The organism is Serratia sp. 201 (genome assembly GCF_037027545.1).
Lineage (GTDB): Bacteria > Pseudomonadota > Gammaproteobacteria > Enterobacterales > Enterobacteriaceae > Serratia > Serratia bockelmannii.
This window is the reverse complement of record NZ_JAXCHC010000001.1, coordinates 552,482-577,607: the sequence shown is the minus strand read 5'-3', so window position 1 is coordinate 577,607 and position 25,126 is coordinate 552,482. Positions and strand designations below refer to the sequence as shown.

The window sequence follows — 25,126 nt, the reverse complement described above, 5'->3', positions numbered from 1 at the left end:
CCGCCGCCCCCTGCCGCGTTTAGCGATCGAACACCGAACTGTTCAGCGCGCGATCCTGCTGGTGGCGCTCCAGCGCCAATTCGATCAGGCGCGTGATCAGCGCCTGGTAGCTGACGCCACTCGCGGCCCACAGCTTGGGATACATGCTGATGTTGGTGAAGCCCGGCAGCGTGTTGATCTCGTTGATTACCACCTGGTTATCCGGCGTCAGGAACACATCCACCCGCGCCAGCCCGAAGCACTCCAGCGCGCGGAACGCCTTCAGCGCCACCTCACGGATGTGGTCGCTCACTTCCGGTGCGATCGCCGCCGGCACCACCACCTGAGCACCCTGCTCATTGATGTATTTGGTGTCGTAGGAGTAGAAAGCGTCGCTCAGCACGATCTCGCCACACACGCTGGCCTGCGGATCGTCGTTCCCCAGCACCGCGCACTCGATCTCGCGGCCGACGATCGCCGACTCCACCAGCACTTTGTGATCGAAGCTGAAGGCCAGTGCCACCGCCGCGTCAAACTCGGCGCGGTTTTCCACCTTGCTGACCCCGACCGACGAGCCCTGGTTGGCCGGCTTGACGAACAGCGGCAGGCCGAGGCGCTCGCTCAGTTGCTCAAATGTGAACCCGGCGCGGTTGGCGCGGGTCAGGGTGACGAAAGGCGCCACCGCCAGCCCGGCGTCGCGCAGCAGGCGCTTGGTCACGTCTTTATCCATGCTGACCGCCGAGCCGAGCACGCCGGCGCCGACGAACGGCATATTGGCCATGCGCAGCAGCCCCTGCAGCGAGCCGTCTTCCCCCAGCGTGCCGTGTACGATCGGGAAAATGACGTCGAGCTGGCCCAGCGCACCGGCGCTGCCCGCTTCGATCAGCTGCTGTTTTTCCTGGCCCGGGATCAGCGCCACGTTCTTGTTCGAGCGGTTCAGCGCGATCAGCGCCGGGTTCTCGGCGTTGAGCAGGTAGTTGGAGGCGTCGTTGATGTGCCACTGCCCCTGTTTGTCGATCCCCAGCAGCGTGACGTCAAACTTCTCTTTGTCGATTGCATCCACAATGTTTTTGGCCGACTGCAGCGACACCTCATGCTCCGCCGATTTACCGCCAAAAATCACCCCAACACGTAGTTTAGTCACGCCTTAAATCCTTCTGAAAAAATCATGGCAAAAAAGTCGTTCATCACAATAAACGCATTGCCTGGCGGCGGCAATCGTTGTTGCCAGAATCTTCTTACGCCACGGAATGCCACATCGCGACCATCCTAAACGTATACACTTCATATATTGTTTACTTATGGAGACGCCGATGGGCATCGTAAAAATTTCGGACGCGCTGCATGACGATCTGCGCCTTGCCAGCCTGACCATGACGCGTTCGATCAACGCGCAGGCCGAGTACTGGATCAAGATTGGCATGCTGGCGGAGTTCCATCCGGAACTGACTTACCCGCAACTGGTAAAAAAAATGATGAAAGATAACGCGCTGACGCTGAAGGAGATTGTCGGGTGAAAGAGATTGTGATTAAAACGCCGGAAGAGATTGCCAAAATGCGCCATTCCGGCGCCCTGCTGGCCAAAGTGTTTGCTATGCTCGATGAGGTCATCGTCGAAGGCATCTCCACCATGGAGATCAACGACCGCGCCGAGGCGTTTATCGTCAAAGAACTGAAATCGCGCCCGGCCAGCAAGGGGCAGTATGATTTCCCCTATGTGCTCAACACCTCAATCGACGACGTGGTGTGCCACGGGGTGCCGTCGGCCAGCAAAATCCTGCGTTCCGGTATGATTGTCAACGTAGATATCACGCTGGAAAACGGCGGCTACATCGCCGACTCCAGCAAGATGTACTGCATCGGCCAGGTGACGCCGCTGGCCAAACGGCTGGTGAACAACGTCTATGAATCGATGTGGCAGGGCATTCGCGCGGTGAAACCGGGCGCCACCCTGGGTGATATCGGCCACGCCATCCAGCGGCATGCCGAGCAGGCCGGCTACAGCATCGTGCGGGAGTATTGCGGCCACGGCATCGGCCGCGACATGCACGAAGAGCCGGCGGTATTGCACTACGGTCAACCCGGCAGCGGTCTGGTGCTGCAAGAGGGCATGGTGTTCACCATCGAGCCGATGATCAACCAGGGCGACCGCCGCATCAAGCAGAAGAAGGACGGCTGGACCGTGGTGACGCGCGACAAAAAACTGTCGGCGCAGTGGGAACATACCGTGGCGGTCACCGCCGACGGCGTGGAGATTCTGACGCTGCGCGACGAAGAGCGCCGCGCCAGCTACGCCGAACGCTACTAAATACGCAAGCCATTAGCTTAACAAGCTGATAGCTTAATAAGTTATTCACTTGATAACCTCTTAGCTTATGTGCGGCACTCCGGCGCCGCGGTTAAAGCGACGGAGATGACAGGGAGACAGGCAGTATGCAGTCAGGCAATCAGACGTTTATCAATCAGCTCAAAGACATCGTCGGCGGCCCGCAACTGTTGACCGGCGATCGCAACACCGAGCGGTATCGCAAGGGGTTCCGCTCCGGCGAAGGCCAGGCGCTGGCGGTGGTGTTTCCCACTAGCCTGCTGCAGCTGTGGCGCATTTTGCAGGCCTGCGTGGCTGCCGACAAAATCGTCATTATGCAGGCCGCCAATACCGGCCTGACCGAAGGGTCAACCCCCAGCGGCAACGACTATGACCGCGACATCGTCATCGTCAGCACTCTGCGCCTCGATCATATTCAGGTGCTGGACAACGGCAAGCAGGTGGTCGGCTTCCCCGGCAGCACCCTGCACCACCTCGAGAAATTGCTCAAACCCTACGGCCGCGAACCGCATTCGGTGATCGGCTCCTCCTGCATCGGCGCCTCGGTGATCGGCGGCGTATGCAACAACTCCGGCGGCTCGCTGGTGAAACGCGGCCCGGCCTATACCGAAATGGCGCTGTACGCCCAGTTAGGGGAAGACGGCCAGCTGCGCCTGGTGAACCATCTGGGCATCCGGCTTGGCGACACGCCGGAAGAGATCCTCACCCGGTTAGAAAAAGGCGACTATCGCCCGACAGACGTCGAGTACGGCGAGTTGCGCGCCTCGGATAACGAATACGCCAGCCGGGTGCGCGACGTCGATGCCGACACCCCTTCCCGCTTCAACGCCGACAAACGCCGCCTGTACGAAGCTTCCGGCTGCGCCGGCAAGCTGGCGGTGTTCGCGGTGCGGCTCGACACCTTCGAGAAAGAAGGCAAAGAGCAGGTGTTCTATATCGGCACCAACCACACCGCGGTGCTGACCGAACTGCGCCGCCACATGCTGAGCAAATTCGAAAACCTGCCGGTGGCCGGTGAATACATGCACCGCGATATCTTCGACATCGCCGAGGTGTACGGCAAAGACACCTTCATGATGATCGACAAGCTCGGCACCGATCAGATGCCGCGCTTCTTCACCCTGAAAGGCCGCATGGATGCCAGCCTCAACAAGCTGCCGCTGCTGCCGCACAACCTGACCGATCGGCTGATGCAGGGCCTGAGCCATCTGGCACCGAGCCACCTGCCGAAGCGCATGAAGGAATACCGCGAACGTTTCGAACACCACCTGCTGCTGAAGATGGCCGGCCCCGGCGTAGACGAAGCACAGCGCTATCTGACCGACTATTTCGCCCAGGCCGAAGGCGCCTTCTTCGCCTGCACGCCTGACGAAGGCAAAAAGGCCTTCCTGCACCGCTTCGCCGCCGCCGGTGCCGCCGTACGCTACCACGCGGTGCACGCCGACAAGGTGGAGGATATTCTGGCGCTGGATATCGCCCTGCGCCGCAACGACACCGACTGGTTTGAAACGCTGCCGCCGGAAATCGACAGCCAACTGGTGCATAAGCTGTATTACGGCCACTTTATGTGCCACGTCTTCCATCAGGACTACGTGGTGAAAAAAGGCGTGGACAGCCATGCGCTGAAAGAAAAGATGCTCGAGATCCTCAACCGGCGCGGCGCCGAGTACCCGGCGGAGCATAACGTTGGCCACCTGTACCACGCCAAACCGGATCTGCAAACGTTCTACCGCACCGCCGATCCAACCAACAGCTTCAACCCCGGCATCGGCAAAACCAGCAAACGCAAAGGCTGGGCCGAAGACCCCCGCTAAACGCCGCACGATCGGCCCGCCGCCGCACCCGGCGCGGGCCCCCTCTGCCCTACCTGCCTCCTCGCGATCTTTCTGCACCTTTAAAGATGCATTTTTATTGCAACTTATAAAATTCCCGATTACCATTCACCCATCATCGCAAATGAGAATTAATTACAAAGCTGTCATGACGGATACATGACATCCGCCGTGGCATTCACCGCGAAGTTAATGAGAAGGAACCTACCATGAGTCAAACCCTCGATTCCGCCCAGCTGCTGGCCGCGCTCGATAAAGTGATGGTGATCTCCACCACCGATCTGCAGGGCACCATCACCTACGTCAACGATCTTTTTTGTCAGCTGACCGGCTTTTCCCGGGAAGAGCTGGTGGGCCAGCCCCACAGCATCGTGCGCCACCCTTCCGTGCCGAAAGCCGTTTACAAAGCGATGTGGGACACCATCAAGGCGGGCGGTATCTGGACCGGCATCATTCCGAACGTCGGCAAGGGCGGCGTGCTGTACGTGGTCGACACCACGGTGCAGCCGCTGTATGACGCCCAGGGCAATATCGAGGCCTATATCAGCATCCGCCGCGTGATCAACGATCTGATGACCGACTTCGAATCGGTGGAATTCGCCAAAGAACAGTTCGACAACCACTACGACAAGTAACCGCTATGGCCGACATCATCGAACGCATCCTGATTGGTTACGGTTCGGAGTCGGGCAACGCCCGGGCGCTGGCGATGCGCCTGGGCGAGCAAAGCAGCCTGCAACCCTACCGCCCCATGGTTAAAGAACTCAACGCCATCCAGCCCGCTGATGTGGGCGAGCGTGACATCCTGTTGATCGTCTCGAGCTCATTTGGCGACGGCGAACCGCCCGCCAACGCCGAGCGTTTTTCCGACGCGCTGGCGCAATGGCCGGATCCCCCCCGGTTGCGCTACGCCATCTTTGGTCTCGGCGACACCGCGTACCCGCATTTCTGCGGCTTCACGCAGGCGCTGGATGCGCGCCTGACGCAATACGGCGCCCGCGCCATCGTCAATCGCGTCGACGCCGACGTTAACTTCGAACCGTTCTTCACCACCTGGCTGACGACGCTGGGTAAGGTGCTGGCCGGCGATGCCCAGGCGGGTCGCGACTTGCATCTGCGCGTGACCGCCTACGGTGAAGACCATGCGTTCAGCGCCGCCCTCCTCGAACGACGGCCGCTCAGCGCTCGCACGCCGCAAGCCTGGCATCTGCGGCTGAATATCGCCGGAAGCGGCATCGTTTACCGGGCGGGAGATACCGTCTATCTGTTGCCGGAGAACGACGAAGGATTATTGTCCCGGCTGGCAGACTGGCTCGGCAGGCCGGAGGCCGTCGACGCGCTGCGGCGCCGGGAGCTGCGCCAGCTCAGCAAAACGACGCTGCGCGAGCTGGCGCAGTTGGCCGACAGCGAAGAGCTCAAAGGCCTGCTGAAGATCCGTCAGCGCAAAGCCCTGGAGAGTTATCTGTACGGCGCCGATCTGCTGGACGTGCTGCACGATTTTTGCCCGCCGCACGCGATCACGCTGGAGAACCTGTTGGCGCTGCTGCCCGTTTGCCTACCGCGCGCCTACTCCATCGCTTCGGCAACGCGGGAAGAGAGCCTCGATCTGTGCGTTCGCGACGTGCGTTATGAACGCGGCGACCGCACACGGCGCGGCACGGCAACCGGCTGGCTGCTCAAGCATCCCGGTCCTTTCCGCCTTTTCTGCCGCGCCAACCCCGGCTTTTACCTGCCGCGCGACACCGCCTTGCCGGTGCTGCTTATCGGTACCGGTACCGGCATCGCACCGTTGATTGGCTTACTGCGCGAAATGGCCGCCCAGGTCGAACGGCGTGAAACCGTCCTGATCTTCGGTGAGAAAAGGCGCGATGAAGACTTCCTGTATGGCGAGGAGTTGGTCACGCTGAACGCGACGGGCGTACTCACACGGCTCATCACGGCATTCTCGCGCGACGCCGCCGACAAGTATTACGTGCAACACGCCATCGACGATCGCGCCGATGTCGTCAGCGGCCTGCTGCAGCGGGGCGCGCATGTCTACCTGTGCGGCAATCGTCAGTATCTGGAACATGCCGTGGCGACGGCGCTGGAGCAAGCCTGCGGGGCGGAAAATCTGTGGCAGACGCTGATCGAGCAGCAGCGCCTGCACCTGGAACTCTATTGAGACAGGACGGCGTTCATCGTTCCGCGCGCAGCAGCAAGGAAACGATGAACGCGCCCCCCAGCCCCGCCGTAATGATGCCGATGGGCAGCTCCTGATGGGGGATCAGGCTGCGGCTGAGCATGTCGCCGCCGGTCAGCAGCATCGCCCCCAGCAGGCCGCACATCGGCACGGACAAGCGATGGCGCACGCCCACCAGGCGCCGGGCCAGATAAGGCACCATCAGCCCGACAAACCCAATCACGCCCGTCAACGAAACGAGAAACGCCGTGGACAGTGCGCAACACAGAAAGGTCTCGGTGCGCAGGCGCGCCACATTGACCCCCATCGAATGGGCGGTTTGCTCGCCCGCCAGCAGCGCATCCAGCGCCCGCCAACGCAGCGCCGTAAACCCGGCCAGCAGCACAAAACTCGCCAGCGGAATGAACAGATTATCCCAACGCGCCAACCCCAGCCCGCCCAGCGACCAGAACAGCACCGAACCGGCCGCCCGCTGATCGCCGGAAAACACCAGGTAGCTGGTGAGCGCGCTGAACAAAAACGAGACCGCCAGCCCGCAGACGATCAGCTGCTCGGCGCGCCTGACCCGGCTGACGCGAAACAGGATCATCACCGCCATCGCCGACAAAATACCGCCGGCGAAAGCGGACAGCGGCAACGTCAGCGCGCCCAGCGCATCGCCAAAGCGCGTGATGACCAGCACCGCGCCGGCGGAGGCGCCGGAGGAGAGCCCAAACAAAAAAGGATCGGCCAGCTCATTGCGGGTGGTGGTCTGCAGCAGCGCGCCGGTCATCGCCAGCCCGGCGCCGGTTAACGCCGCTAACAAGGCCCTGGGCACCCGCAGTTGCACGACGATGGTGTCCAGCATGCCGGAAAGCGGCGCCGAACCGAGCCCTAACGCCGCAAACGCCTGTCGCCATGACAACGCGACGCTGCCCAGCTGCAGGCTCCAGATCATTAGCCCGCACAACACTGACAGCGCCAGCGGTGCGAGCAGCATAAACCGCCGGGTCGGCGAATTCATTCAGCCTCCGGCGCGTACAGCGCCCGCGCCAGCTTTTCCACCGCGCCGATGTTGGCCGGCCCCGGCGTCAGCTCCGCATACTGCAGTTTCAGATAACGGTGGTGCCGTACGGCGGGGGTCAATTTCATCAACGGGTGAGACTCGAGGAAGCGCCGCAGCGTATCGGCGCCCGACCCGGTCTGGTAATCCAGCAGAATAATGACGTCGGGCTCGGCCGCCGCCACCGCTTCCCAGGACGCCGTCGTCCAGCTCGCCGGCAAATCGTCCATCACGTTGCGGCCGCCCGCCGCTTCGACGATCGCCGTCGGCATAGCGTATCTGCCGCTGGTGAAAGGCTTCTCCTCCCCCGAGTCATAGACGAACACTTTAAGCGGCGGCTGGCCCGCCGGCCTGGCGGGAAGCGCAGCCAACCGGCGCTGCCAGCCCGCAACCAGCGCGGTGGCCTCTTGCTGCTTGCCGAAAATCTTGCCGAGCTTCAGCTCATCGTCATACAGCAGGTTCATATCGGCCTTTTGCGGCCGCCCGCCGGCCTGTACGCAGCTCTCGCTCAGCACCAGCGTTTTGATGCCGAACGGGGCGAGCGTCTCCGGTGTGACGTCACCGCCGATCTTCATGCCGTAATTCCAGCCGGCGAAGAAGAAATCCGGCTGAACTGCCAGCAGCGTTTCCAGAGCAGGATATTTCGGCGCCAGTTCGGGAATGGCGCCCATCGCGGCCTTGAAGTCGGGCGTCAGTTTGTACCAGCCGGTGATGCCGGTCAGCCCGACAATGCGATCCTGCAAATGGAGCGCAAAGGCCATCTCGGCCATATTGATGTCGTTGATGACGGCGCGTTGCGGCGCCTGGTTGAAGGTGACCGGCGTACCGCAGCTTTCTACGGTGACGGGAAATTTTTCGGCCGCCGCCGCCCCGCCGGCCAGCAGCAGGAGCAGGGGGAATACGCGTGTGTTCATGTTTCTCTCTGGTTTATCAAGCGCAATGGGGAACGTCAAAAATACGCAGCGTTTTCCCGCTGACGGGGTGCGCCACCTTGAAACTGTTCATGCCGAACACCGGCAAAATCACCGGGGTCTGCAACACCGCCTCGGGCGTACCACAGGCTACCTGGCGGCTTTCGTTGAGCACCAGGATCCGATCGGCAAACGCCTCTGCCACGGGCAAATCGTGCAGCACTGCAATCACGGCAATGTCTTTATTTTTCACTAACGACAGCAGCGCCGAGCGCCCGGGCGGATCGAGGTGATTGGTCGGTTCATCCAGCAACAACAGATCGGGAGACTGCGCCAACGCCCGGGCCAGTGCAGCACGCTGACGCTGACCGCCCGAGAGCCGCCCCAACGGGCGGTGCCTGAGCGGCGCCAGCCCGGTTTCCCCGATGGCCTCGTCAACAATGCGCTTTCCCGTCGCAGAGCGTTCGCCATGCGGTAAACGGCCCAACGCCACGTAGTCCTCAACCGACAGCCGCAAATCCGGCAGATCGTTTTGTGCCAGAAAGGCGATGCTTCTGGCGCGTTCCGCCGCCGGCCACTCGGACAAGGCGCGCCCTCGCCAGTAAATGCCGCCGCTGTCCGGCCGCGTTTCGCCGATCAGGGCACGCAACAGGCTGGACTTGCCGCTGCCGTTAGGGCCGATCACCGCCAGCTTTTCACTGGAACGGAGCGCGAAATGGATGTTGTCGAGTATCAATGCCCCGCCGTGGCCGGTCAGGCTAACGCCATCAACGCGGAGGATGTCGTGAACTGAATTCATTATGCGTCAATTGTTATATTATAACATATCAATATTTTTACCACGATTCCGCGCCTTCTGCAAAAGCGAATCGCAACCTCTTTTGCCGCACGCGCTGCGTGAACTGAGGTAGGGAGCAAGCCGCGCCCCCCTGCTTCAACACTGCGCGGCAAAAGCAACATAGCATACCTTTTAATTAATGATAATGATTTACATTATCATTTAAATCATTGTGATTTCCGATTGCACGCCCCGCTGAACTTGGTTATGTTTGAAGCGATAAGTTTTATTCCCGGTTTGCAGGACCCCCTATGACTCCGTTGGCGCACAGCACAGATCCGACTCTTACGACCGCTCCGGCCGTCGTTTTGCTGTGTGCTTCCTCTGCCCCACCCGCCGTTTCCTCTGTCGTTTCAGCGGTTGCCGCTTACCCGCCACGCATTGTGGTTGTGCGCTAAGCCACACCGACTTTTACCTCCGGCTTATTGATCTGTTGCGTTCAGGCGTAGACCGCCGCGCGCGCCGGAGCCTGTAATTTTCACGACAGGTGAAATTGATATGCGATTACCTTCTCTCTGGGCCAATGCCGGCCTGGCTACGCTGTTCGTCCTGCTTTGGAGCAGCGGCGCGATCTTCTCCCGTTGGGGGTTGGAGCACGCCTCCGCCTTCGCTTTTCTGTTCTTCCGCTGCGCCATCGCGCTGGCGGTGCTGTTGGTCATCGGCCTGTGGCAGCGCCAGTGTCTCCCCGCCCCCGGCACCCGCTGGCGCGTCGTGCTGATCGGCGTGCTGATGATCGGCAGCTATCAAATCTGCTATCTGCTGGCGCTGGAACAAGGTATTACGCCCGGCGTGCTGGCGACGCTGCTCGGCGTACAGCCGATCCTCACCCAGTTCATCACCGAGCGGCGTTGCACCAGGCTGCGGGCACTCGGCCTGGCGCTGGCGATGGTCGGGCTGACGCTGGTGGTGTACCAAAGCCTGATGGTGGCCCACTTCTCGCTGAGCGGCATGCTGTTCGCCTTTATCGCGCTGGGCTGCATGACCGCCGGCACCCTGCTGCAAAAAGGCATGACGCAGCCGCCGCTGGCGGTCTTGCCGCTGCAGTATGCCGTCGGATTATTGATGTGTACGCTGGCACTGCCGTTTGAGCCGCTGCGGGTCGAATGGCGGCCGGCGTTCGTGCTGCCGCTGCTGTGGATGGCGGTGGTGATCTCGGTGCTGGCGACGTTCTTGCTGTATCGCCTTATCCAGCGCGGCAATCTGGTGCAGGTGACCAGCCTGTTCTACCTGATCCCGGCAGTGACCGCCCTGCTGGATTACCTGCTGCTCGGCCACGCGCTAGCCGCGCTGAGCCTGCTGGGCATGGCGGGCATCGTGCTCGGCGTGATGCTGGTTTTCCGCCGCGTATAAAGCAAAAGCCCCCGCGCCGTTCCACCGGCGCGGGGGCAACAACAGCCGTTAACTCAGAACAACCAGGAACCGTACCCCCACAGCAGCACCGTCACCCCAAGCAGCAGCTCGAGCAACAGAATGCCGATGGCGAAGGTCGAGCTGGAGAAGATGAACCCTTCCTTACTGTCGATATTCAGGAAGTGCGGGATCCCCAGATTCAGCAGATAGCCCGAATAGCACAGGCCGATAATGCCGACAAACAGACACAGCCAGACGACCGGATAGAGCGCCACTACCCCGCTGAGGAACATCGGGGTCGCCACATAGCCGGCGAACACCATGCAGCGGTGCAGGCTGGGGCGCGATTCATAACGCCGCGCCATCCAGTGAATGACTTTCCCCATGGCCGCTACGCCCGCCAGCATCAGCAGGTAAAACGCCACGGCGGTATAAAGCGCGGTAAACATGTCGAGCCTGATGGCATGTCCCTCGCCGGAGAGCCAGCCCAACTGGGTGGTGCCGATAAAGGCGCAGACCACCGGGATGGCTGCCAAGAGCAACACGTGATGGGTGTATAGGTGCGAGACGCTTTCATTCTCGCTTTTGATCTGTTCGAACTCGGCGCTGGGATGCGCCAGAAGTCCCCAAACATGACTGACCATGAGACACCTCCTATCTCGCCGTAGGCCGCGATCGGCGAACGAATTTCACACCTCCGACGGACTGCTACCCGTGCGAGGATTGCGGCCACGGGGCTCTCTCCCCTGTACTAATTATAGTCTTTCGGCGAAAAAACGTGCGGAAAGCGCAACGCCGCAGCGCTTTGTCTTATACTCCCACCATAAAAACCAGGCTGCGAGGAAGGTCATGTCATCCGTAATCACCACCCGTCAGGCGGGGATCGTCGACGTCGACGTCGGGCGCAACGTTACCGTTGTCGAGCCCTGCAATCTTTACGGCTGCCGGCTCGGCGACGATGTCTTCGTCGGCCCGTTCGTCGAGATCCAGCGCCACGTCAGCATCGGCGCGCGCAGTAAAATTCAGTCGCACAGCTTTATCTGCGAATACGTCACCCTCGGCGAAGCGTGCTTTGTCGGCCACGGCGTTACCTTCGCCAACGATCTGTTCCGGGAAGGCGCGCCCAACGCCGATCCGGCCAGTTGGGGGCGCACGCGCATCGGCGATCGGGTGTCCATCGGCTCCGGCGCCACGATCCTGGCGGTAGAGATCTGCAACGACGCGGTGATCGGCGCCGGGGCGGTGGTGACCCGCGATATCACCCGCAAGGGGATCTACGCCGGCAACCCGGCGCGTCTGCTGCGGGAGCTGCCGTAATGAACCCGGCCATCCGCATCGCGGCCATTGAGGCGTTGCCCGACGATTATCTGGCCCGCGGCGATTTCAGCTTCACCATCGCCTGTTACGCCCTGCCGCAGTTCGACAGCCCGGTGGACAGCTGGCCAACCCGCCCGGTGGCGCCATTTCGCAAACGGTATCCGCTGGCGCCGTTCGCCAACGAAGACAGCGTGACCTTCCTGGCGTATCGTCAGAACGACGCCGTTGGCCATATCACGCTGAGCAAAAACTGGAACGGTTACACCCTGATCGACGAGATCGCCGTCAGCGCTCATGCGCGCCGTCAGGGCATCGCCGGGGCACTGCTGGACTGCGCCAAACGGTGGGCGCGGCAGCAGGAAACCTCAGGTATGATGCTCGAAACGCAGAACAACAATCTGGCGGCCTGCCGCTGTTACCAGCATTACGGGTTTATCCTCGGCGGCATCGACCGTTTGCTGTACCGCGCCGAACCGGAGATCGCCGATCACGAAATCGCGCTGTTCTGGTATTTGCCGTTCAATAGCGAAATCGGTTACTGATTTATCGATTGCCATTGAGGTGATGTTTACTTTTTAACCCCTACCATCGGATGAGAACTGTTATCACTTACTCTGATAAGCCAGCGACACCCATGGAGGGCCGTATGAACAAGAACAAGGCTGTTTTACTGATGTTAGCTATCGCTATGAGCGGATGCGCCGAACGCTCCACCGCCGTCTCCCCCGCGACGCCGCCGACCGACGTCACCGTTTCGCCGCCGGGCGTGCAGCCGGAGATGGACGCCAGCACCCGCAGCAAGCTGCGTGAGATCCTCGCGCTGCGCGCCGGTTGGCCCGCCGCGCAGCCGCATGGTCGCACCGTCGATTTGATTTCGCGCGAGTTTCTCGGCACGCCGTATCTCGCCAACCGTCTGATCGGTTCGCAGAACACGCCCGAGCAGCTGGTGATCGACTTCCGCGGACTGGATTGCTTCACCTACATCGATTATGTGGAAGCGCTCAGCACCGCCCGCAGCGAAGCCGAGTTCGTTCAGCGCCTGGTAGACATTCGCTACGTCGACGGCAACATCGCCTTCCCGCAGCGCAAACACTTCTTCACCGACTGGGCGCAGCGGCCGAAAAAAGTGGTCGAAGACATCACCGCCCAGCTCAGCCCGCACGCCGTCAGCCTCGTGAAAAACCTCAATCAAAAGGCGGACGGCAGCAGCTACCTGCCCGGCTTGCCCAACGTGCAGCGCAGCGTCACCTACATTCCCAGCGACAACGTCGACGACAAGGTGCTGGCCCAGCTGCGCACCGGCGACTACATCGGTATTTACACCAACCTCGCCGGGCTGGACGTGACCCACACCGGCATCTTCGTGATGACCGACCATGGCCCGGTGCTGCGCAACGCCTCCTCGCGCAAGGCCAACATGCAGGTCGTCGACTCACCCTTTATGGATTACGTGATGGCTACGCCGGGCATCGTGGTGCTGCGTTCGCTCAGCCGATAATCACCGCCGCATAACGGCTATAAGCTATAGCCGTTTATGCTGAACGAGCGTTTGACTTCGCCGGCGGTTCAGGCTTAGCTGTAAGGACAAAAACCAACTGATTTTATTGTTTTTTTCAGGGAGACTTCGATGACCTTACGCTGGCGTATCACCCCTCTGGCGGCGGCCTTCGCCGCCGTATTGGCGCTTCAGGGCTGCGATCAAAAAACCGACCAAAACCATATCAAAGTCGGCGTCATCAACGGCGCGGAACAGGACGTGGCGGAAGTCGCCAGGCAGGTGGCGAAAGAGAAATACGGGCTGGACGTCGAGCTGGTCGGCTTCAGCGGTTCGCTGCTGCCGAACGACGCCACCGACAAAGGCGAACTGGACGCCAACGTGTTTCAGCACCGCCCGTTCCTCGAACAGCAAAACAAAGATCACGGCTATAAGCTGGTGGCGGTCGGCAATACCTTCGTGTTCCCGATGGCCGGCTACTCCAAAAAGATAAAATCGCTGAAAGAGCTGCCGGACGGCGCGGTGATCGCCATCCCGCTCGATCCGACCAACCTGGGGCGCGCCCTGCTGCTGCTGGAAAAAACCGGATTGATTACGCTGAAACAAGGTAAAGGGCTGCTGCCCACCGCCCTGGACATCAGCGCCAACCCGCATCATTACCAGATCATGGAGCTGGAAGGCGCGCAGTTGCCGCACGTGTTAGACGATCCGAAAGTCACCGTCGCCGTCATCAGCACCACCTACATCAACCAGACCGGCCTGTCGCCGACCAAAGACGGCATCTTCATCGAGGATAAGGACTCACCGTACACCAACATCATCGTCACCCGCGAAGACAACAAGGACGCGCCAAACGTACAGAACTTCATCAAGGCCTATGAGTCGGACGAAGTCGCCAAAGCCGCCGAGAAAATCTTCAACGGCGGCGCGGTGAAAGGCTGGTAAATTCAGCCACCATCAAGGCGGATTCTGCGCACGAATCCGCAATATTTCACTTTCATTCCCCGTTTCCTTACGCCACACCTTTCTCTAAAAGCAAAACGCCCGCATGCTCATTCCTCCATAACACGGATTGTTCACAACAAAGGAGTGTATCGATGCCGATCAAATTTGCCCCCAAGGTCGGGGAAATTCTCGAGTGCAACTATGGCAACTATCCCCTATCAGTCTGCCAACCGCATGAAGCCGGCTTTTATGATGGCCACATTCCACCAGAAATGGTGAAGAACCGTTTAGTTGTTGTGTTAAACGGCAAAATTAACGGCAACGCCTGCATTATCGTACCGCTGTCGACCACCAGAGATTCGAACAAGATCGAACTGGGATTGCACATCGAAATCACGCGTGAACTCATCGAAGATATGAGATTCCTTCATCCGCAAACGCGCTGGGCAAAGGGCGATCTGGTGCAGCAAGTCAGCCGCCAACGGCTGAACAGAGCCCGTAAAGAGAGAGGCTTTCTTACCCAGTGTCTGTCGCGCGAGCTTGTTGCTGACATACAACGCGCCGTCATTAAGTCGATCAATGCCAAAAATATGCTGTTCTGACCAGTACGCTGTTGTTGACAAAACAGACAAATCAGGTGAAATTGTCGCCGTAGCCGATAAAGGCCCTTATGCTATACCCTCCCTTTCAGGGACCTGCGAAGCCCAGCCATCCAGCTGGGCTTTTGCCTCTCTGGCGCCTACCGATTTCTTATCTTTCCGCTCTTGCCCCCTCAGCCTTTCTACCCTGACCGATGCGCGGCGAACGTTCCCATAGGGTTTTCTTATCTCACCATAAGAAAACCCAATTTATCCCGGCGGCGAGCGGCGCGCATAATGGCGTTTATCCGCTGATTTCCAAGGTAAACAGGCATTACCATGACGCTCTCCGCTCCCGTACTCAGCCTCCTCGATGCCACGCCGGACGATATGGCCGCCGTGCTGCAAATTTACACTCACCACGTGCTGTACGGTGCCGCCTCGTTTGAAGAACAGCCGCCGACCTTGGCGGAAATGCAGCTGCGGCTAGGCAAGGTGCGGGAAGCCGGGTTGCCCTGGCTGGTGGCGAAAAGCGAAGGCCGTGTTATGGGCTACTGCTATGCCACGCCATATCGCCCCCGGCCGGCCTATCGCTTTACCGTAGAAGACTCGGTGTATATCGCCGAAGGGCAACAGGGGAAAGGCGTCGGCAAGGCGCTGCTGAGCGCGCTGATCGCCCGCTGCGAGCAAGGCCCCTGGCGCCAGATGCTGGCGATCGTCGGTGATTCCGCCGCCAACCGCGGTTCGTTGGCGCTGCACCAGTCGCTCGGCTTTACCAGCGCCGGAACGTTAAAGGCCGTGGGGTTCAAACTGGGGGAATGGCGTGACACGCAGATTATGCAGCGCGCGCTGGGTGACGGCGACAATCGGCATCCTTGAATGCATGGCGACGCACGATAGGAAGTTAGCGTCTATAGTGAAGAGGGATTTCATTGAGTTAGCGCCAATCGCGCACGCCATCTAACCGGTAAGGGAGAAGTGAATGAAAATTATTCTGTGGATTGTCGCCATCATCTTCATCGTGGGTTTGTTGACGATTACCGGCGTTCTCAAACTGATCTTTTAATCCGTCTCATACGTCCCGCCCCTTCCGGGGCGAGACTTTTCATCATGCCTTGAAACGCGCGCGTACCGCGCCCAGCGCCGACACCACCGCCAGCACCACGCCGCCGGCCACCAGCCCGAACGCCACGTTCAGCAGTGCCGGAACCACACCCTGCAAAAGATGGCCAAACGTCGGCACCACGGTGGTGTACGAGGCCCAGTCTTCGAACAGGTGATGCACCGGCGGCAGGCCGTGGGTCAGGATGCCGCCGCCGACCATAAACATGGCAACAGTGCCGACGATCGACAGCGTTTTCATCAGATAAGGCGCGGCGCGCACGATGCCGCCGCCGAGGGAACGCGCCACTGCGCTGCGTTTGCGGCTCAGATACAGCCCCAGATCGTCCAGCCGAACGATGCCGGCGACGATGCCGTACACGCCGAGCGTCATCACAACGGCGATGCCGCACAAGACGATCACCTGCTGGCTAAAGGTGGCGCCGGCGACGGTGCCCAAGGTAATGGCGATAATCTCGGCGGACAGCACGAAGTCGGTGCGTATTGCCCCCTTCACCTTGCGCTTCTCATAAGCCGCGGCGTCCTCATTGACGCCGGGCCCGTCCGATTTTTCCTCCTGCGCCGCCTTGCCGTGGCTCAGGCTGTGAAACACCTTTTCGAACCCTTCGTAACACAGATAGGCGCCGCCCACCATCAGCAGCGGCGTAATCGCCCAGGGCGCGAAGGCGCTGATCAGCAGCGCCAGCGGCACCAGGATCGCCTTGTTGATCAGCGAGCCTTTGGCGACGCTCCACACCACCGGCAGCTCGCGGTCGGCTTTAACGCCGGTGACCTGCTGCGCGTTGAGCGCCAGATCGTCCCCCAGCACCCCGGCGGTTTTTTTCGCCGCCATCTTGCTCATTAACGAGACATCGTCCAGCAACGAGGCAATGTCGTCGATGAGGGTAAGTAAGCTACTTCCTGCCAAAATGATTCATCCTTTTCATATTCACGGGCCATTCTATGTTTAGCATAGCGGTAAAGCATCATGAAAGGATATGGGAGGATCTCGGAAAATGCCGGGCGGGCGATTGCCGCCCGGCGCCGACGTTAAAGCGCTACGCTGCCCAGGATGAAGGTGACGGTAATCACCGACAGCAGCGTCGTCCAGGTGATGATGGAGGCCATCGCTTCATGATCGCCCCCCATTTGCCGCGCCAGAATATAGGCGTTGCCGGCACAAGGCACGGCGGAGTAGAGAATGGCGATGCTGGCCGGCACGCCGGTGGCGCCGAAATAGTGCACCAGCGCAATGGTAATCAGCGGCATGGCCACCAGTTTCAGCACGGTCGCATAAGAGATGGAAACCAGCTTGCGAATATGCATGCTGACGATCAACCCTGCGCCGACCGACATCAGGCTCAGCGGCGTGGCGGCGTTGGAGAGATAAACGAACAGCTGTTTAAGCGCGCCAGTGATGTGCAGGTTGCACAGGTTCATCAGCACCCCGAACAACGCGCCGATGATCAGCGGGTTTTTCGTCAGCGCCAGCAGCGCGCCGCTCAGGCTTTTCTTGCTGCCGGTGCCGTAATGGTTCATCACCAACACGCTCATGATGTTGGTCAGAATGATCATATAGGCCACGAAGAAACCGGACAGCGCCACCCCCTCGCTGCCGAACAGCGATTGCGACAGCGCGATGAATACATAAGAGTTGTATCTGACTCCGCCCTGAAAAATAGAGGTAAACAGATCGGCCGACGTATTGAAAAACAGTTTGCCAACGAAAATAATCAACGCGATGGCCAGCGTGGAAACTATGGTCGCCACAACGGGATAAAAGCTGTCCGCGCCGCTAAAATCCGCCTCGCTGATATCCAATATCAACAGCGCCGGAAAAAACAGGTAATAAACGAATTTGTCTGAAAAGCCCCAAAATACGGCAACGTCTTTAACATAGAGCTTTGACAAATAGCCCAGCACGATTAACAAAAAAATCGGTAATATAGAAAGAAAAACGTTCAGCATGAATAATAACCTTAAATCGAGAAAATGCGCTCTTCAACCTGATTGAGGTTGCGGTGATTCCACAAGCTTGCCGAAATGAAGACGCGTTGTACCCAGCGCAACGGCGTATCTCTTTCATCGAAAGATGGCGTGAATTTATCGCGTGAATGCAGCGCAAAACGGTTATCGATATACACCAAATCGCCCGGGCAAATATCGATGCCGATGGCATTTTCTTTCACCAGCCCGTAGAAACGCTCCAGTGCGGCTTCCGCTCGCGGCGTGCTGGCGGCAATCATGCCGGGATAGAAAACGGCGCTCACATCCGGCAGAACATGGTTTTGCGAAATCAGCGGCACCAGCGCGGTTTCTTCGCGCCCGGCCTGCGTGGACTGGCGCCAACGGTATGGCAGCTTGATGCTGTACAGCGGGCTGGCCAGCGTTTCGACGTCCTCGCGGCTCAGTTGAGCGATAGCCAAACGCGAATCGGAGATACGCGTCATCGGGCTGTGCGGATCGCGGCGCACGCCGGCTAACAGCAACCCCATCGGCGAGACGTTGAACTGCTCCAGGTGTTTCAGGGCCGCATTTTCAATATGGAAATCCAATTCAACATCGAACCCCAGACCGGTATATTCTTTTTTGGCTTCGCGTTTGGGGATCAGATTATTAATCAGTTCTTTCCCTTCGAAATACATCGAATAGGGTTCACCAATTAGCGAAGAGATGCCGACCAACAGGTTTTCACTGATATTCCCTGATTTGGCCGAAGGCGTATATTGGTTCGGACAAGGGGAAAAGAACACTTCTTTATCCACCGGCACATTTTTTAAAATAAGATAAGGCCGTGGTTTGATTGACGCCTTTTGCTGGCCTAATGCGGCGCTTAATCTGTGGGGTAAGTGGGTGATCATGGCCGAACGTATGGCGTGAATATACGCATCACCGCCGGCGGGATCGTAAGCAATTTTATCTAATGCCGAAAATAACTCGTTTCTTTCCTGATCCGTCAATTGAAAGACGTTTTGGTAATCCATCCTGAGCATTCCTTGACAATAAGAATATCATTAGCAAGCCTAATGAAAGCGGCAGGATGTTAACATTATGCAATCAAATTCATAAAGATTTATTAACTAATTTCGTGATCTTAATCACCACTCCTCCGTCCAGTTAGCGGTGGAGAAGAAGTGATTAATAAACAAACAGCTACGCGCATACGTCTCAATCGGATGCGATAGCGAATACGCCCGAGAGATAGCGCAGGACATGACCGTGGGCCTCAAAAACGCACGATAAATGCGTACTGCCCTCAAGCAAGCCAAAGGCAACATGCGCACTGCCATGCTGTTCGACGAAACGCTGCAAGGATTGCGCGCTGAACAGCTCATCCTGCGCGGCCGCCAGCAGCAAAGTCGGTAATCGCAGCGCCGCCAGTTGCTTGGCCGGGGCGCGAGGCGTCAACGCGTTAGCCATATTGACGCTGTATTGACAGACAAAATCGGGGGCGGCGGCCAGCACGGCTGGGGGAAAATTCAGGCTGACCGCCCGAGATTGCCCGAACCATCGCCCACCGCTGAGCGCATTGGCCACAAAGGGCCATTGGCGCACCTGAGCAAAACGGGCCGCCGCCGTCAGATCGCGGGCTATGCCGGAAAATGGCCCCAGTTCGGGCGCCAGCATGATCAGGCTGTCCGCCTGCAGCTCGCAAGGATAACGGGTCAAGTAGTTGAGCAACATCCCGGCGCCGCTGGAATGGCCAAGCAGGTGCCTGCGCGCCAACGGAAAACGCAGGCGCATTTCCGCCAGGATGACATCGACATCGCGCCAAATACGCTCAGGCCGCTCAACCGTTCCCCGCTCTCCCGTGGAATCGCCATGTCCGCGAATATCGACCAGGCACACCGCGAGCGTTGGCTCGGCCGCCAACTGGCGCGCAAGGACGTCATACCCGGCGGCGCTGTTAACCCCGCCGCCGTGATAGACCAGGATCACGTCTTCACTCTCGGCAGTGTGCCGATACAGACGATAGCTCAACCCATCTATACGACCGGACGACATGCCCACATGCCCGCCCGGCCACTCACCGTAAGACTTCGCTTGCTCAACATAGCGGTCAAAATCAATCAAAGCGCACCTTTCCATGATGTTGTCGGTATTTCCCACGGCAGAATTCCTTACCTGTAACAACCCGAGTTTGAAATCCCGCCGATCTATTGCCTTGAGGGTAATGCTTTTCTGATTCAAGGTATGAACGATATCCTACAGATCCTTGATACTGCGAGCCAACCGATTGACACGAGTGACCATCAATGTGTCGCCTGGCTGCAGAAAATCCAGTAACAGTTACAATTCAGCCCGATCATCCCGGCTGCTGCCACTGGCTTTTTCTTTCTGCGCGAATGAAACCGTAAAACCAAGATGAGACAAAAACAGCCCAAATGAAACAGAAAAACAGTCTCACCAGACTGCGCGTTTTGGGTGCCCAAAAAAAGAAGCCCGGCGTTAAGCCGGGCTGAAAAAGTGAGAGGTTTTGGCGTTCAGGCTTTCCTGAAACCTGGCTTGCCGTTTTTGGCGCGCCATTCTTTTATTCTCTTAGCTATTGCTTCAGGGGTTGCTTCAGCATCCGATGGTGCGTAATAGATCAGATCCGTTCCTTCTGGATGCTCTGTAATCTTCTCGAAGTGTTCCAGAAGAATATCTAGACGATCATCAGTTTCAGCAACATTCTCTTTGAAGATTTCTTTCAATAATGAAATAAATTCAGCTTCGCTGTATTCAGTAATATCATTCTTAAGGTCCATCATTTACCTCCTTTATGAATATCAACATGCCGTTTCGGTGTCATAACTCGCAAATTGTCTATATTGTAAACATCACCACCTTTGGATATCTCATTTACATGATGAATTTCAAAAGAGGTTCGCTTACCGGCGGCATCCAATTTACGTGCTTTCGGTGCCTTACCTACAGCCATACGGCTACGATTAGGAACAATGAATTGCTTGCTTAATGCAGAATCTTTACTCACTTCCTGCCAGAATGCCTTTCGGAACGAATCAAAGTTCGCAAATTCACGACCACGCAATGTATCCGCAATCTGACGGGGGACTGGCGCGCCAAGTTCCTGCCCCGCTTTGTTCAACCAGCCCTCACCCACTTGCTCTCCCTTACCACTCACTTTACCCGGCATGTCACGCGGACTGCTCACCATGACATAAATTGCTTCTACACCCGTCCCGGTCGCGTCCGGCTGCCAGTAGATAAAATCCTGCAGTGGCATGTCGTCTGCCGGGAAAGTCGTCGTGACGATACTGTCGGCCTGCTTTATCTCCGTACCGGTATTCACCGGCGTTACCGGCGCTGCAGGCGCAGGATTGCCGGTATGCCACGGACCCGACGGGGCGGTGCCCGGGTTTATCAAAATGATTCGCCCCGGCGCACCGGCGACCGCCGGCAAGGTTATCCGGTCCAGGCCGGTTTTTTCATCGCGAACCGGCCGATACACCGGCACGGTAGCGGAGATACCGCCTGTTCCGGTTTTGACCAGTATTACCTCTTGCTGACGGCTATTCCCCCGGCGAATAAACCCGCGCACTGGCAAATCGACCGTGGTCATTTCCGGCTGGATCTGTGTTTTCCCTGCGGCAACCAGGCTGGCCGGAACGGTAAACATCTGTGTCAAATCACGGCCCAGCAATTTATCAATATCGCTCTGACTTTCACCGGCTTTCCCCGGCCAGAATCCGACAACGAAGGCGCCGACTGCCGGAGCTACCGCACTGAGCGTGGCAACCCGGGAAACTTCGACGGCGCCGCGCCACACGGCACTGGATACCCAGCCGGCCAGCTCACTGGCGGTGGTCATCACACTGTTGCCCCATGTCGATAATTGTACCATACCGCCCGCGCGGTTGAGCACCATGATCCCGGCCGTGGCCAACGCGGCATTGGCCGCTTTTATCATGTCGGGTGTATAGACCGGGGCGTCCAGTACGCCGGCTTTGGCGAACAATGCTTTCCGTGCTGCTTCAGCCTTGCGGGCTTCTTCAGCCTTACGGGCCTCTTCAACTTTGCGAGCTTCATCAGCGCGACGGGCTTCCTCAGCTTTGCGCGTTTCCTCAGCCTTACGAGCCTCATCAGCGTTGCGGACATCCTCTTCCTTCTCGCGCTGTTCACTTTCTAAATGTTCAATATTTTGTTTAGCTGCGTCAATTTCTAATTGTATTCTCTTCTCTTCTTCCAGTTTGTTACCCATCTCTTTTCTGGTCAATGATTGCTGTTCTCTAACCCAAGGTGTAGGTTTCTCTCTAGAGAAGAACCAGCTTTCATTATTCAGCTTTAAATATTCCTGATGTACTCTTTTTTTATTAGCTTCGTTTCGAAGAATGGTAAGACGTTCTTTGCTTACATTTAACTTACTAATAATTGCTTTTAGGTTTGCTTTCTCGAATTCACTAAGTTGACTGCTTTCAGCTTTCTTGCTTAATGCATCAATATCCTTTTGAATTTCTTTAATTTGGTTGTCAATTTCATTGACTTTATTAGCGTAAAACTGAATGGCTTTGTCCGAATCCTCACGATAACTCTCTTTCGCTTCATTGCTGAATGGCCTGATATCATCATCTTCAGGATCAAAAGCACTTATCGGTTTATTAATATCGGAAATTTTTTGATCCCAGATATGGGTAATACTACTTAATTCCTTCTGTCTATCAGGTAAATCCTCGCCAACCCATGCTTCTACAACCATATTGCTATCTGATAAGTCAAACCCTCTTTGCCACCCATGTCCATTCCAGTTGTATCCCATTGAAGTCATTACATCGCGTTCATACTGCGTTGTATCTTCATATCGTGTCATAATCCGATCCCTCTTCAAATAGAACGATGTAATCGACGCGCTGCCGAGCTGCGAATAACGCAGACATTACTGAACCGGGAAGCAGCTTCTGCATTTACACCGCCTTGACGTTTCCTTCCTTTACCATCACCGTAATTAAATCCATTCATCATTGAGTTCCTTTTCGTCATCGTATTGTAAGCGCGGTACTCGCCTGTAAAGGCGCTGAGAGGTATTCAGTGCAAACCACTGCAATATTGTTAATCAGGCGCGTTCAATGCCTTTTTCCAAGGCAGCCAGTCGTGTTTCAAAAGTTTCTCGTTCTGCTTCGCGCAGTGAGCGTTCTTCCTTAAGCGCTTCAACCAGCAACGCCACTACGCCATTGATATTGATGCTGCGGGCATCTTTCAGCACGCTGCCGTCATTAAGTTTCAGCTCGGTCTGGGTCACGGATTGGGGGAGAATTTCTTCCACTTCCTGTGCAATCACGCCCGCTTCCGGCACGCCCTGTTTGAGATAGGTGTAACCGCCGATATGGGTCAGCTTGTCTAGGGCGCCGTCAATCGTTGTGATATCGGTTTTCATGCGGACATCTGAGCTGCTGTTCCAGACGCCATTGGTGTAGGCATGGCCATCATTGCGGAATTCATACCAACCATCAGCGCCGCCATTGGCCACGTGCAACGCGAGCATGTGATGTTTGCCGATGCGCTCATAATGGTACAAATCGGCTGACAGGTCGCCAGCACCCTGTATATGCATCCCGTTGGTAATGCGGTCTGCATTATTGTTTACATTCTGGTTACCGGTCGCCCAAATCCATCCATTAACATTACGCTTAATCAGTTGTCCTACTGACAATTCGGCATTCGGCCTGACCTGGAGTTCGTTCCAGTTTCCCTGCCAGTCGCGGTAAGAGAGCAGGCCATAATCCTCTTTGCCGGCGACCACGCGCGACCCCATCAGCATGGCCGTAGTGACGTTACCGCTGGTGAAGTCGGTATGTACGGTAGCCGCATCATAGACCTGCCCATTAATAAGTGGGGCTGGACCGGTGGTCGCGGTGGAGATGCCGGCATTATGCGACACCATCGCTCCGCCGGAGATATCTACGCCGTTGCGCAACGCCGCCCGACCGGAAGCCAGATTGAACGAGAAGGGGCGCAACGTGTTCCACTGCCCGTCCTGCGCCTGCCCGGTTGGTGTAACCAGAGCATAAAAATCCTTGCCGTCGTTACGCAACATCACGCCGGTGTTGCCGTTGGCCAGTCGAAAGCCGTTGGCAGATTTTGAGACGATTTCACCGTCGCTGACGACCCGTTTGCGAAGGGTGGTGAGTGATTTAAGTTCGGTGATGTCGTCGTTGACGCCACTCTGTACCTGGGCATTTTTCTTTTGTTCAGCCATGATAATTCCTCAGTTTATTAATAAGTTTCTGCCATGGAAATGGCGCATGCTAACGCTTGACAGACAGTTAACGACGCCGTGAATTCAAGGCGAAGATGTCGACAAAAAACACAAAAACTGTATGTATGAACAGTAAATTAAGCGCATTAGAAATTGATATCAAATGATAATCACTATCATTTGATGTGTGGTGAATGATACAAGAAAGAAGAACTGATGACTTATGGAAAAACAATGTAATCTATTGATTTTAGTTGAATTTTTTAAAAAAAATCACTTAACGGCATTTACTGTTCCGATACTCCCTTAACCCCAACATTTGGCTGATGTTTAAAAGCGACAAAATTTTCGAGGTTTCAGGCGTAAAACCCCATCATCATGACCGAAGTATTAATTGAGTCGCATTCTTGTTCAGGAGAAAGGCAGCTTCTGCTGCGAACACAGAAGAAAGTTTGATTTGCAGTTATTGTGGGCGACGGCGGATAAATGCTGGCCATTGTCATGTAATGACAATGGCCAGCAGCATTTTTCATTTGCAACTAATGTGAGCCGAAAAAACGGTTAAATGCGAATCGGCGGGATTTCAAACGCGAGTCGTTACACTTGGTATCAGGGCAGATCGCCCGCCGGCACATTGAGCTGCCAGGAGAGCCCAAAGCGATCGTTGAGCCAGCCGAAGCGGGCGCTGAAGCCGTAGTCGTCGAGCGGCATCAGCACTTTGCCACCCTCCGCCAGGCGGTGGAAAGCCTGATCCAGCGCCTGTTCATTAGACAGGTTGATGAACAGCGACACCGCCGGGGTAAAGCTAAAGTCATGGCTGATCGGGCTGTCGATAAACACCAGGTTCTGCCGATCGAAATCGATGGCAGCATGCTTGATCAATCGCCGGCCGTCCGGCGTCGGGTCGTAATGCTGTACCTGCATGAGCCGAAAACGCTCGAACACCTGGCTGTAGAGATCGATCGCCCGCTGCGCCTCTCCCTGGAACATGACAAAGGTCGAAACCTGACTCATAACATCCCCTCCGGCAAACGTT

The 25,126-nt window shown here is 57.4% G+C and carries 26 protein-coding genes and 1 pseudogene; 13 read left to right on the top strand and 14 right to left on the bottom strand.

All coding sequences use genetic code 11. The features are described 5' to 3' along the window. Positions 1–19 precede the first annotated feature (19 nt). Entirely contained in the window at positions 20–1,123 is a 1,104-nt protein-coding gene (gene ddlA / locus WA302_RS03220) for a D-alanine--D-alanine ligase (protein ID WP_015377061.1), read from the bottom strand. A 169-nt stretch (positions 1,124–1,292) separates the two neighbouring features. On the opposite strand from ddlA, the gene WA302_RS03215 reads away from it, so the two are divergent. From WA302_RS03215 to WA302_RS03195, 5 genes are all read left to right on the top strand, one after another. Next, complete coding sequence (locus WA302_RS03215; protein ID WP_006324220.1) at positions 1,293–1,496, top strand: ParD-like family protein; 204 nt, start codon at positions 1,293–1,295, stop codon at positions 1,494–1,496. Then, complete coding sequence (gene map, locus WA302_RS03210) at positions 1,493–2,287, top strand: type I methionyl aminopeptidase (protein WP_311271907.1); 795 nt, start codon at positions 1,493–1,495, stop codon at positions 2,285–2,287. Before WA302_RS03215 ends, map begins: the two co-directional genes overlap by 4 nt. 125 nt (positions 2,288–2,412) lie before the next feature. Further along, on the top strand, positions 2,413–4,119 hold the full coding sequence (dld, locus tag WA302_RS03205) for a D-lactate dehydrogenase (RefSeq protein ID WP_025301973.1): 1,707 nt from the start codon (positions 2,413–2,415) through the stop codon (positions 4,117–4,119). Between the two features lie 227 nt (positions 4,120–4,346). Next, positions 4,347–4,772, top strand: coding sequence for a PAS domain-containing protein (locus WA302_RS03200; protein ID WP_023447580.1), 426 nt, complete (start codon positions 4,347–4,349; stop codon positions 4,770–4,772). A 5-nt stretch (positions 4,773–4,777) separates the two neighbouring features. Further along, positions 4,778–6,301 (top strand): sulfite reductase flavoprotein subunit alpha, encoded by a 1,524-nt coding sequence (locus WA302_RS03195; RefSeq protein WP_336062812.1) that lies wholly within the window; start codon positions 4,778–4,780, stop codon positions 6,299–6,301. 13 nt (positions 6,302–6,314) lie between these two features. Here the strand turns inward: WA302_RS03195 and WA302_RS03190 are convergent, their stop codons facing one another. From WA302_RS03190 to WA302_RS03180, 3 genes are read right to left on the bottom strand one after another with little or no spacing between them, the layout of a single operon-like run. After that, entirely contained in the window at positions 6,315–7,322 is a 1,008-nt protein-coding gene (locus tag WA302_RS03190; RefSeq protein ID WP_060432641.1) for a FecCD family ABC transporter permease, read from the bottom strand. Then, positions 7,319–8,275, bottom strand: a complete 957-nt coding sequence (locus tag WA302_RS03185; RefSeq protein WP_049208947.1) for an ABC transporter substrate-binding protein — start codon at positions 8,273–8,275, stop codon at positions 7,319–7,321. Before WA302_RS03185 ends, WA302_RS03190 begins: the two co-directional genes overlap by 4 nt. A 16-nt stretch (positions 8,276–8,291) precedes the next feature. Next, positions 8,292–9,008 carry an ABC transporter ATP-binding protein gene (locus tag WA302_RS03180; protein ID WP_049203840.1) on the bottom strand — a complete coding sequence of 239 codons (717 nt, stop codon included), beginning with the start codon at positions 9,006–9,008 and terminating at the stop codon, positions 8,292–8,294. Between the two features lie 600 nt (positions 9,009–9,608). Here WA302_RS03180 and WA302_RS03175 point away from each other — a divergent pair. After that, positions 9,609–10,460 (top strand): DMT family transporter, encoded by an 852-nt coding sequence (locus WA302_RS03175; protein ID WP_336062809.1) that lies wholly within the window; start codon positions 9,609–9,611, stop codon positions 10,458–10,460. A 53-nt stretch (positions 10,461–10,513) separates the two neighbouring features. Here the strand turns inward: WA302_RS03175 and WA302_RS03170 are convergent, their stop codons facing one another. Next, positions 10,514–11,104 carry a Yip1 family protein gene (locus tag WA302_RS03170; RefSeq protein ID WP_033633836.1) on the bottom strand — a complete coding sequence of 197 codons (591 nt, stop codon included), beginning with the start codon at positions 11,102–11,104 and terminating at the stop codon, positions 10,514–10,516. 205 nt (positions 11,105–11,309) lie between these two features. Between WA302_RS03170 and WA302_RS03165 the strand changes: the two genes are divergently transcribed. From WA302_RS03165 to WA302_RS25305, 7 genes are all read left to right on the top strand, one after another. Beyond that, positions 11,310–11,777 (top strand): acyltransferase, encoded by a 468-nt coding sequence (locus tag WA302_RS03165; protein WP_336062805.1) that lies wholly within the window; start codon positions 11,310–11,312, stop codon positions 11,775–11,777. After that, a complete protein-coding gene (locus tag WA302_RS03160; protein WP_043136785.1) occupies positions 11,777–12,319 on the top strand; it encodes a GNAT family N-acetyltransferase in 543 nt (180 codons plus the stop codon). The genes WA302_RS03165 and WA302_RS03160 overlap by 1 nt, the downstream gene beginning before the upstream one ends. A gap of 104 nt (positions 12,320–12,423) precedes the next feature. After that, the gene (locus WA302_RS03155; RefSeq protein ID WP_336062802.1) at positions 12,424–13,275 is read left to right on the top strand and encodes a DUF1460 domain-containing protein; all 852 of its coding nucleotides are present in this window, start codon (positions 12,424–12,426) and stop codon (positions 13,273–13,275) included. A gap of 129 nt (positions 13,276–13,404) precedes the next feature. Next, positions 13,405–14,217, top strand: a complete 813-nt coding sequence (locus WA302_RS03150) for a MetQ/NlpA family lipoprotein (RefSeq protein ID WP_141970235.1) — start codon at positions 13,405–13,407, stop codon at positions 14,215–14,217. Positions 14,218–14,369: 152 nt separating this feature from the next. Continuing rightward, complete coding sequence (locus WA302_RS03145; RefSeq protein ID WP_197827741.1) at positions 14,370–14,819, top strand: type II toxin-antitoxin system PemK/MazF family toxin; 450 nt, start codon at positions 14,370–14,372, stop codon at positions 14,817–14,819. Between the two features lie 315 nt (positions 14,820–15,134). Next, positions 15,135–15,674, top strand: a complete 540-nt coding sequence (locus WA302_RS03140) for a GNAT family N-acetyltransferase (RefSeq protein WP_060432638.1) — start codon at positions 15,135–15,137, stop codon at positions 15,672–15,674. A 103-nt stretch (positions 15,675–15,777) separates the two neighbouring features. Next, positions 15,778–15,861: a membrane protein gene (locus tag WA302_RS25305; RefSeq protein WP_016928643.1), complete on the top strand. Its 84-nt coding sequence runs from the start codon at positions 15,778–15,780 to the stop codon at positions 15,859–15,861. Positions 15,862–15,903: 42 nt separating this feature from the next. Here WA302_RS25305 and WA302_RS03135 read toward each other — a convergent pair whose 3' ends face one another. The 9 genes and pseudogenes from WA302_RS03135 to WA302_RS03095 form a co-directional block, all read right to left on the bottom strand. Continuing rightward, positions 15,904–16,824, bottom strand: coding sequence for a DUF808 domain-containing protein (locus WA302_RS03135; RefSeq protein ID WP_336062797.1), 921 nt, complete (start codon positions 16,822–16,824; stop codon positions 15,904–15,906). A 122-nt stretch (positions 16,825–16,946) separates the two neighbouring features. Further along, positions 16,947–17,864 carry an AEC family transporter gene (locus tag WA302_RS03130; protein WP_025301959.1) on the bottom strand — a complete coding sequence of 306 codons (918 nt, stop codon included), beginning with the start codon at positions 17,862–17,864 and terminating at the stop codon, positions 16,947–16,949. A gap of 11 nt (positions 17,865–17,875) precedes the next feature. Continuing rightward, positions 17,876–18,880 (bottom strand): TauD/TfdA family dioxygenase, encoded by a 1,005-nt coding sequence (locus WA302_RS03125; protein WP_049208952.1) that lies wholly within the window; start codon positions 18,878–18,880, stop codon positions 17,876–17,878. A gap of 184 nt (positions 18,881–19,064) precedes the next feature. Beyond that, positions 19,065–20,087 carry an alpha/beta fold hydrolase gene (locus WA302_RS03120; protein ID WP_336062791.1) on the bottom strand — a complete coding sequence of 341 codons (1,023 nt, stop codon included), beginning with the start codon at positions 20,085–20,087 and terminating at the stop codon, positions 19,065–19,067. 18 nt (positions 20,088–20,105) lie between these two features. Continuing rightward, a pseudogene (locus WA302_RS03115) lies at positions 20,106–20,231 on the bottom strand (recombinase family protein); the annotation flags it as partial. Positions 20,232–20,380: 149 nt separating this feature from the next. Then, positions 20,381–20,644, bottom strand: coding sequence for a bacteriocin immunity protein (locus WA302_RS03110; protein ID WP_025301956.1), 264 nt, complete (start codon positions 20,642–20,644; stop codon positions 20,381–20,383). Beyond that, positions 20,644–22,704 (bottom strand): S-type pyocin domain-containing protein, encoded by a 2,061-nt coding sequence (locus tag WA302_RS03105; protein WP_336062789.1) that lies wholly within the window; start codon positions 22,702–22,704, stop codon positions 20,644–20,646. Before WA302_RS03105 ends, WA302_RS03110 begins: the two co-directional genes overlap by 1 nt. Positions 22,705–22,947: 243 nt before the next feature. Continuing rightward, complete coding sequence (locus WA302_RS03100) at positions 22,948–24,090, bottom strand: tail fiber domain-containing protein (RefSeq protein ID WP_336062788.1); 1,143 nt, start codon at positions 24,088–24,090, stop codon at positions 22,948–22,950. A 609-nt stretch (positions 24,091–24,699) separates the two neighbouring features. Further along, a complete protein-coding gene (locus tag WA302_RS03095; RefSeq protein ID WP_060432635.1) occupies positions 24,700–25,104 on the bottom strand; it encodes a VOC family protein in 405 nt (134 codons plus the stop codon). Positions 25,105–25,126: the final 22 nt, after the last annotated feature.

Bases quoted from the DNA above. Each gene is read 5' to 3' on its own strand.
- WA302_RS03130 (WP_025301959.1), bottom strand. From the start codon at position 17,864: ATGCTGAACGTTTTTCTTTCTATATTACCGATTTTTTTGTTAATCGTG.
- WA302_RS03095 (WP_060432635.1), bottom strand. From the start codon at position 25,104: ATGAGTCAGGTTTCGACCTTTGTCATGTTCCAGGGAGAGGCGCAGCGG.
- dld (WP_025301973.1), top strand. From the start codon at position 2,413: ATGCAGTCAGGCAATCAGACGTTTATCAATCAGCTCAAAGACATCGTC.
- WA302_RS03200 (WP_023447580.1), top strand. From the start codon at position 4,347: ATGAGTCAAACCCTCGATTCCGCCCAGCTGCTGGCCGCGCTCGATAAA.
- WA302_RS03195 (WP_336062812.1), top strand. From the start codon at position 4,778: ATGGCCGACATCATCGAACGCATCCTGATTGGTTACGGTTCGGAGTCG.
- WA302_RS03125 (WP_049208952.1), bottom strand. From the start codon at position 18,880: ATGGATTACCAAAACGTCTTTCAATTGACGGATCAGGAAAGAAACGAG.
- WA302_RS03150 (WP_141970235.1), top strand. From the start codon at position 13,405: ATGACCTTACGCTGGCGTATCACCCCTCTGGCGGCGGCCTTCGCCGCC.
- WA302_RS03145 (WP_197827741.1), top strand. From the start codon at position 14,370: ATGCCGATCAAATTTGCCCCCAAGGTCGGGGAAATTCTCGAGTGCAAC.
- WA302_RS03100 (WP_336062788.1), bottom strand. From the start codon at position 24,090: ATGGCTGAACAAAAGAAAAATGCCCAGGTACAGAGTGGCGTCAACGAC.
- WA302_RS03110 (WP_025301956.1), bottom strand. From the start codon at position 20,644: ATGGACCTTAAGAATGATATTACTGAATACAGCGAAGCTGAATTTATT.
- WA302_RS03165 (WP_336062805.1), top strand. From the start codon at position 11,310: ATGTCATCCGTAATCACCACCCGTCAGGCGGGGATCGTCGACGTCGAC.
- WA302_RS03140 (WP_060432638.1), top strand. From the start codon at position 15,135: ATGACGCTCTCCGCTCCCGTACTCAGCCTCCTCGATGCCACGCCGGAC.
- WA302_RS03170 (WP_033633836.1), bottom strand. From the start codon at position 11,104: ATGGTCAGTCATGTTTGGGGACTTCTGGCGCATCCCAGCGCCGAGTTC.
- WA302_RS25305 (WP_016928643.1), top strand. From the start codon at position 15,778: ATGAAAATTATTCTGTGGATTGTCGCCATCATCTTCATCGTGGGTTTG.
- WA302_RS03190 (WP_060432641.1), bottom strand. From the start codon at position 7,322: ATGAATTCGCCGACCCGGCGGTTTATGCTGCTCGCACCGCTGGCGCTG.
- WA302_RS03175 (WP_336062809.1), top strand. From the start codon at position 9,609: ATGCGATTACCTTCTCTCTGGGCCAATGCCGGCCTGGCTACGCTGTTC.
- WA302_RS03160 (WP_043136785.1), top strand. From the start codon at position 11,777: ATGAACCCGGCCATCCGCATCGCGGCCATTGAGGCGTTGCCCGACGAT.
- WA302_RS03185 (WP_049208947.1), bottom strand. From the start codon at position 8,275: ATGAACACACGCGTATTCCCCCTGCTCCTGCTGCTGGCCGGCGGGGCG.
- WA302_RS03155 (WP_336062802.1), top strand. From the start codon at position 12,424: ATGAACAAGAACAAGGCTGTTTTACTGATGTTAGCTATCGCTATGAGC.
- WA302_RS03215 (WP_006324220.1), top strand. From the start codon at position 1,293: ATGGGCATCGTAAAAATTTCGGACGCGCTGCATGACGATCTGCGCCTT.
- WA302_RS03105 (WP_336062789.1), bottom strand. From the start codon at position 22,704: ATGACACGATATGAAGATACAACGCAGTATGAACGCGATGTAATGACT.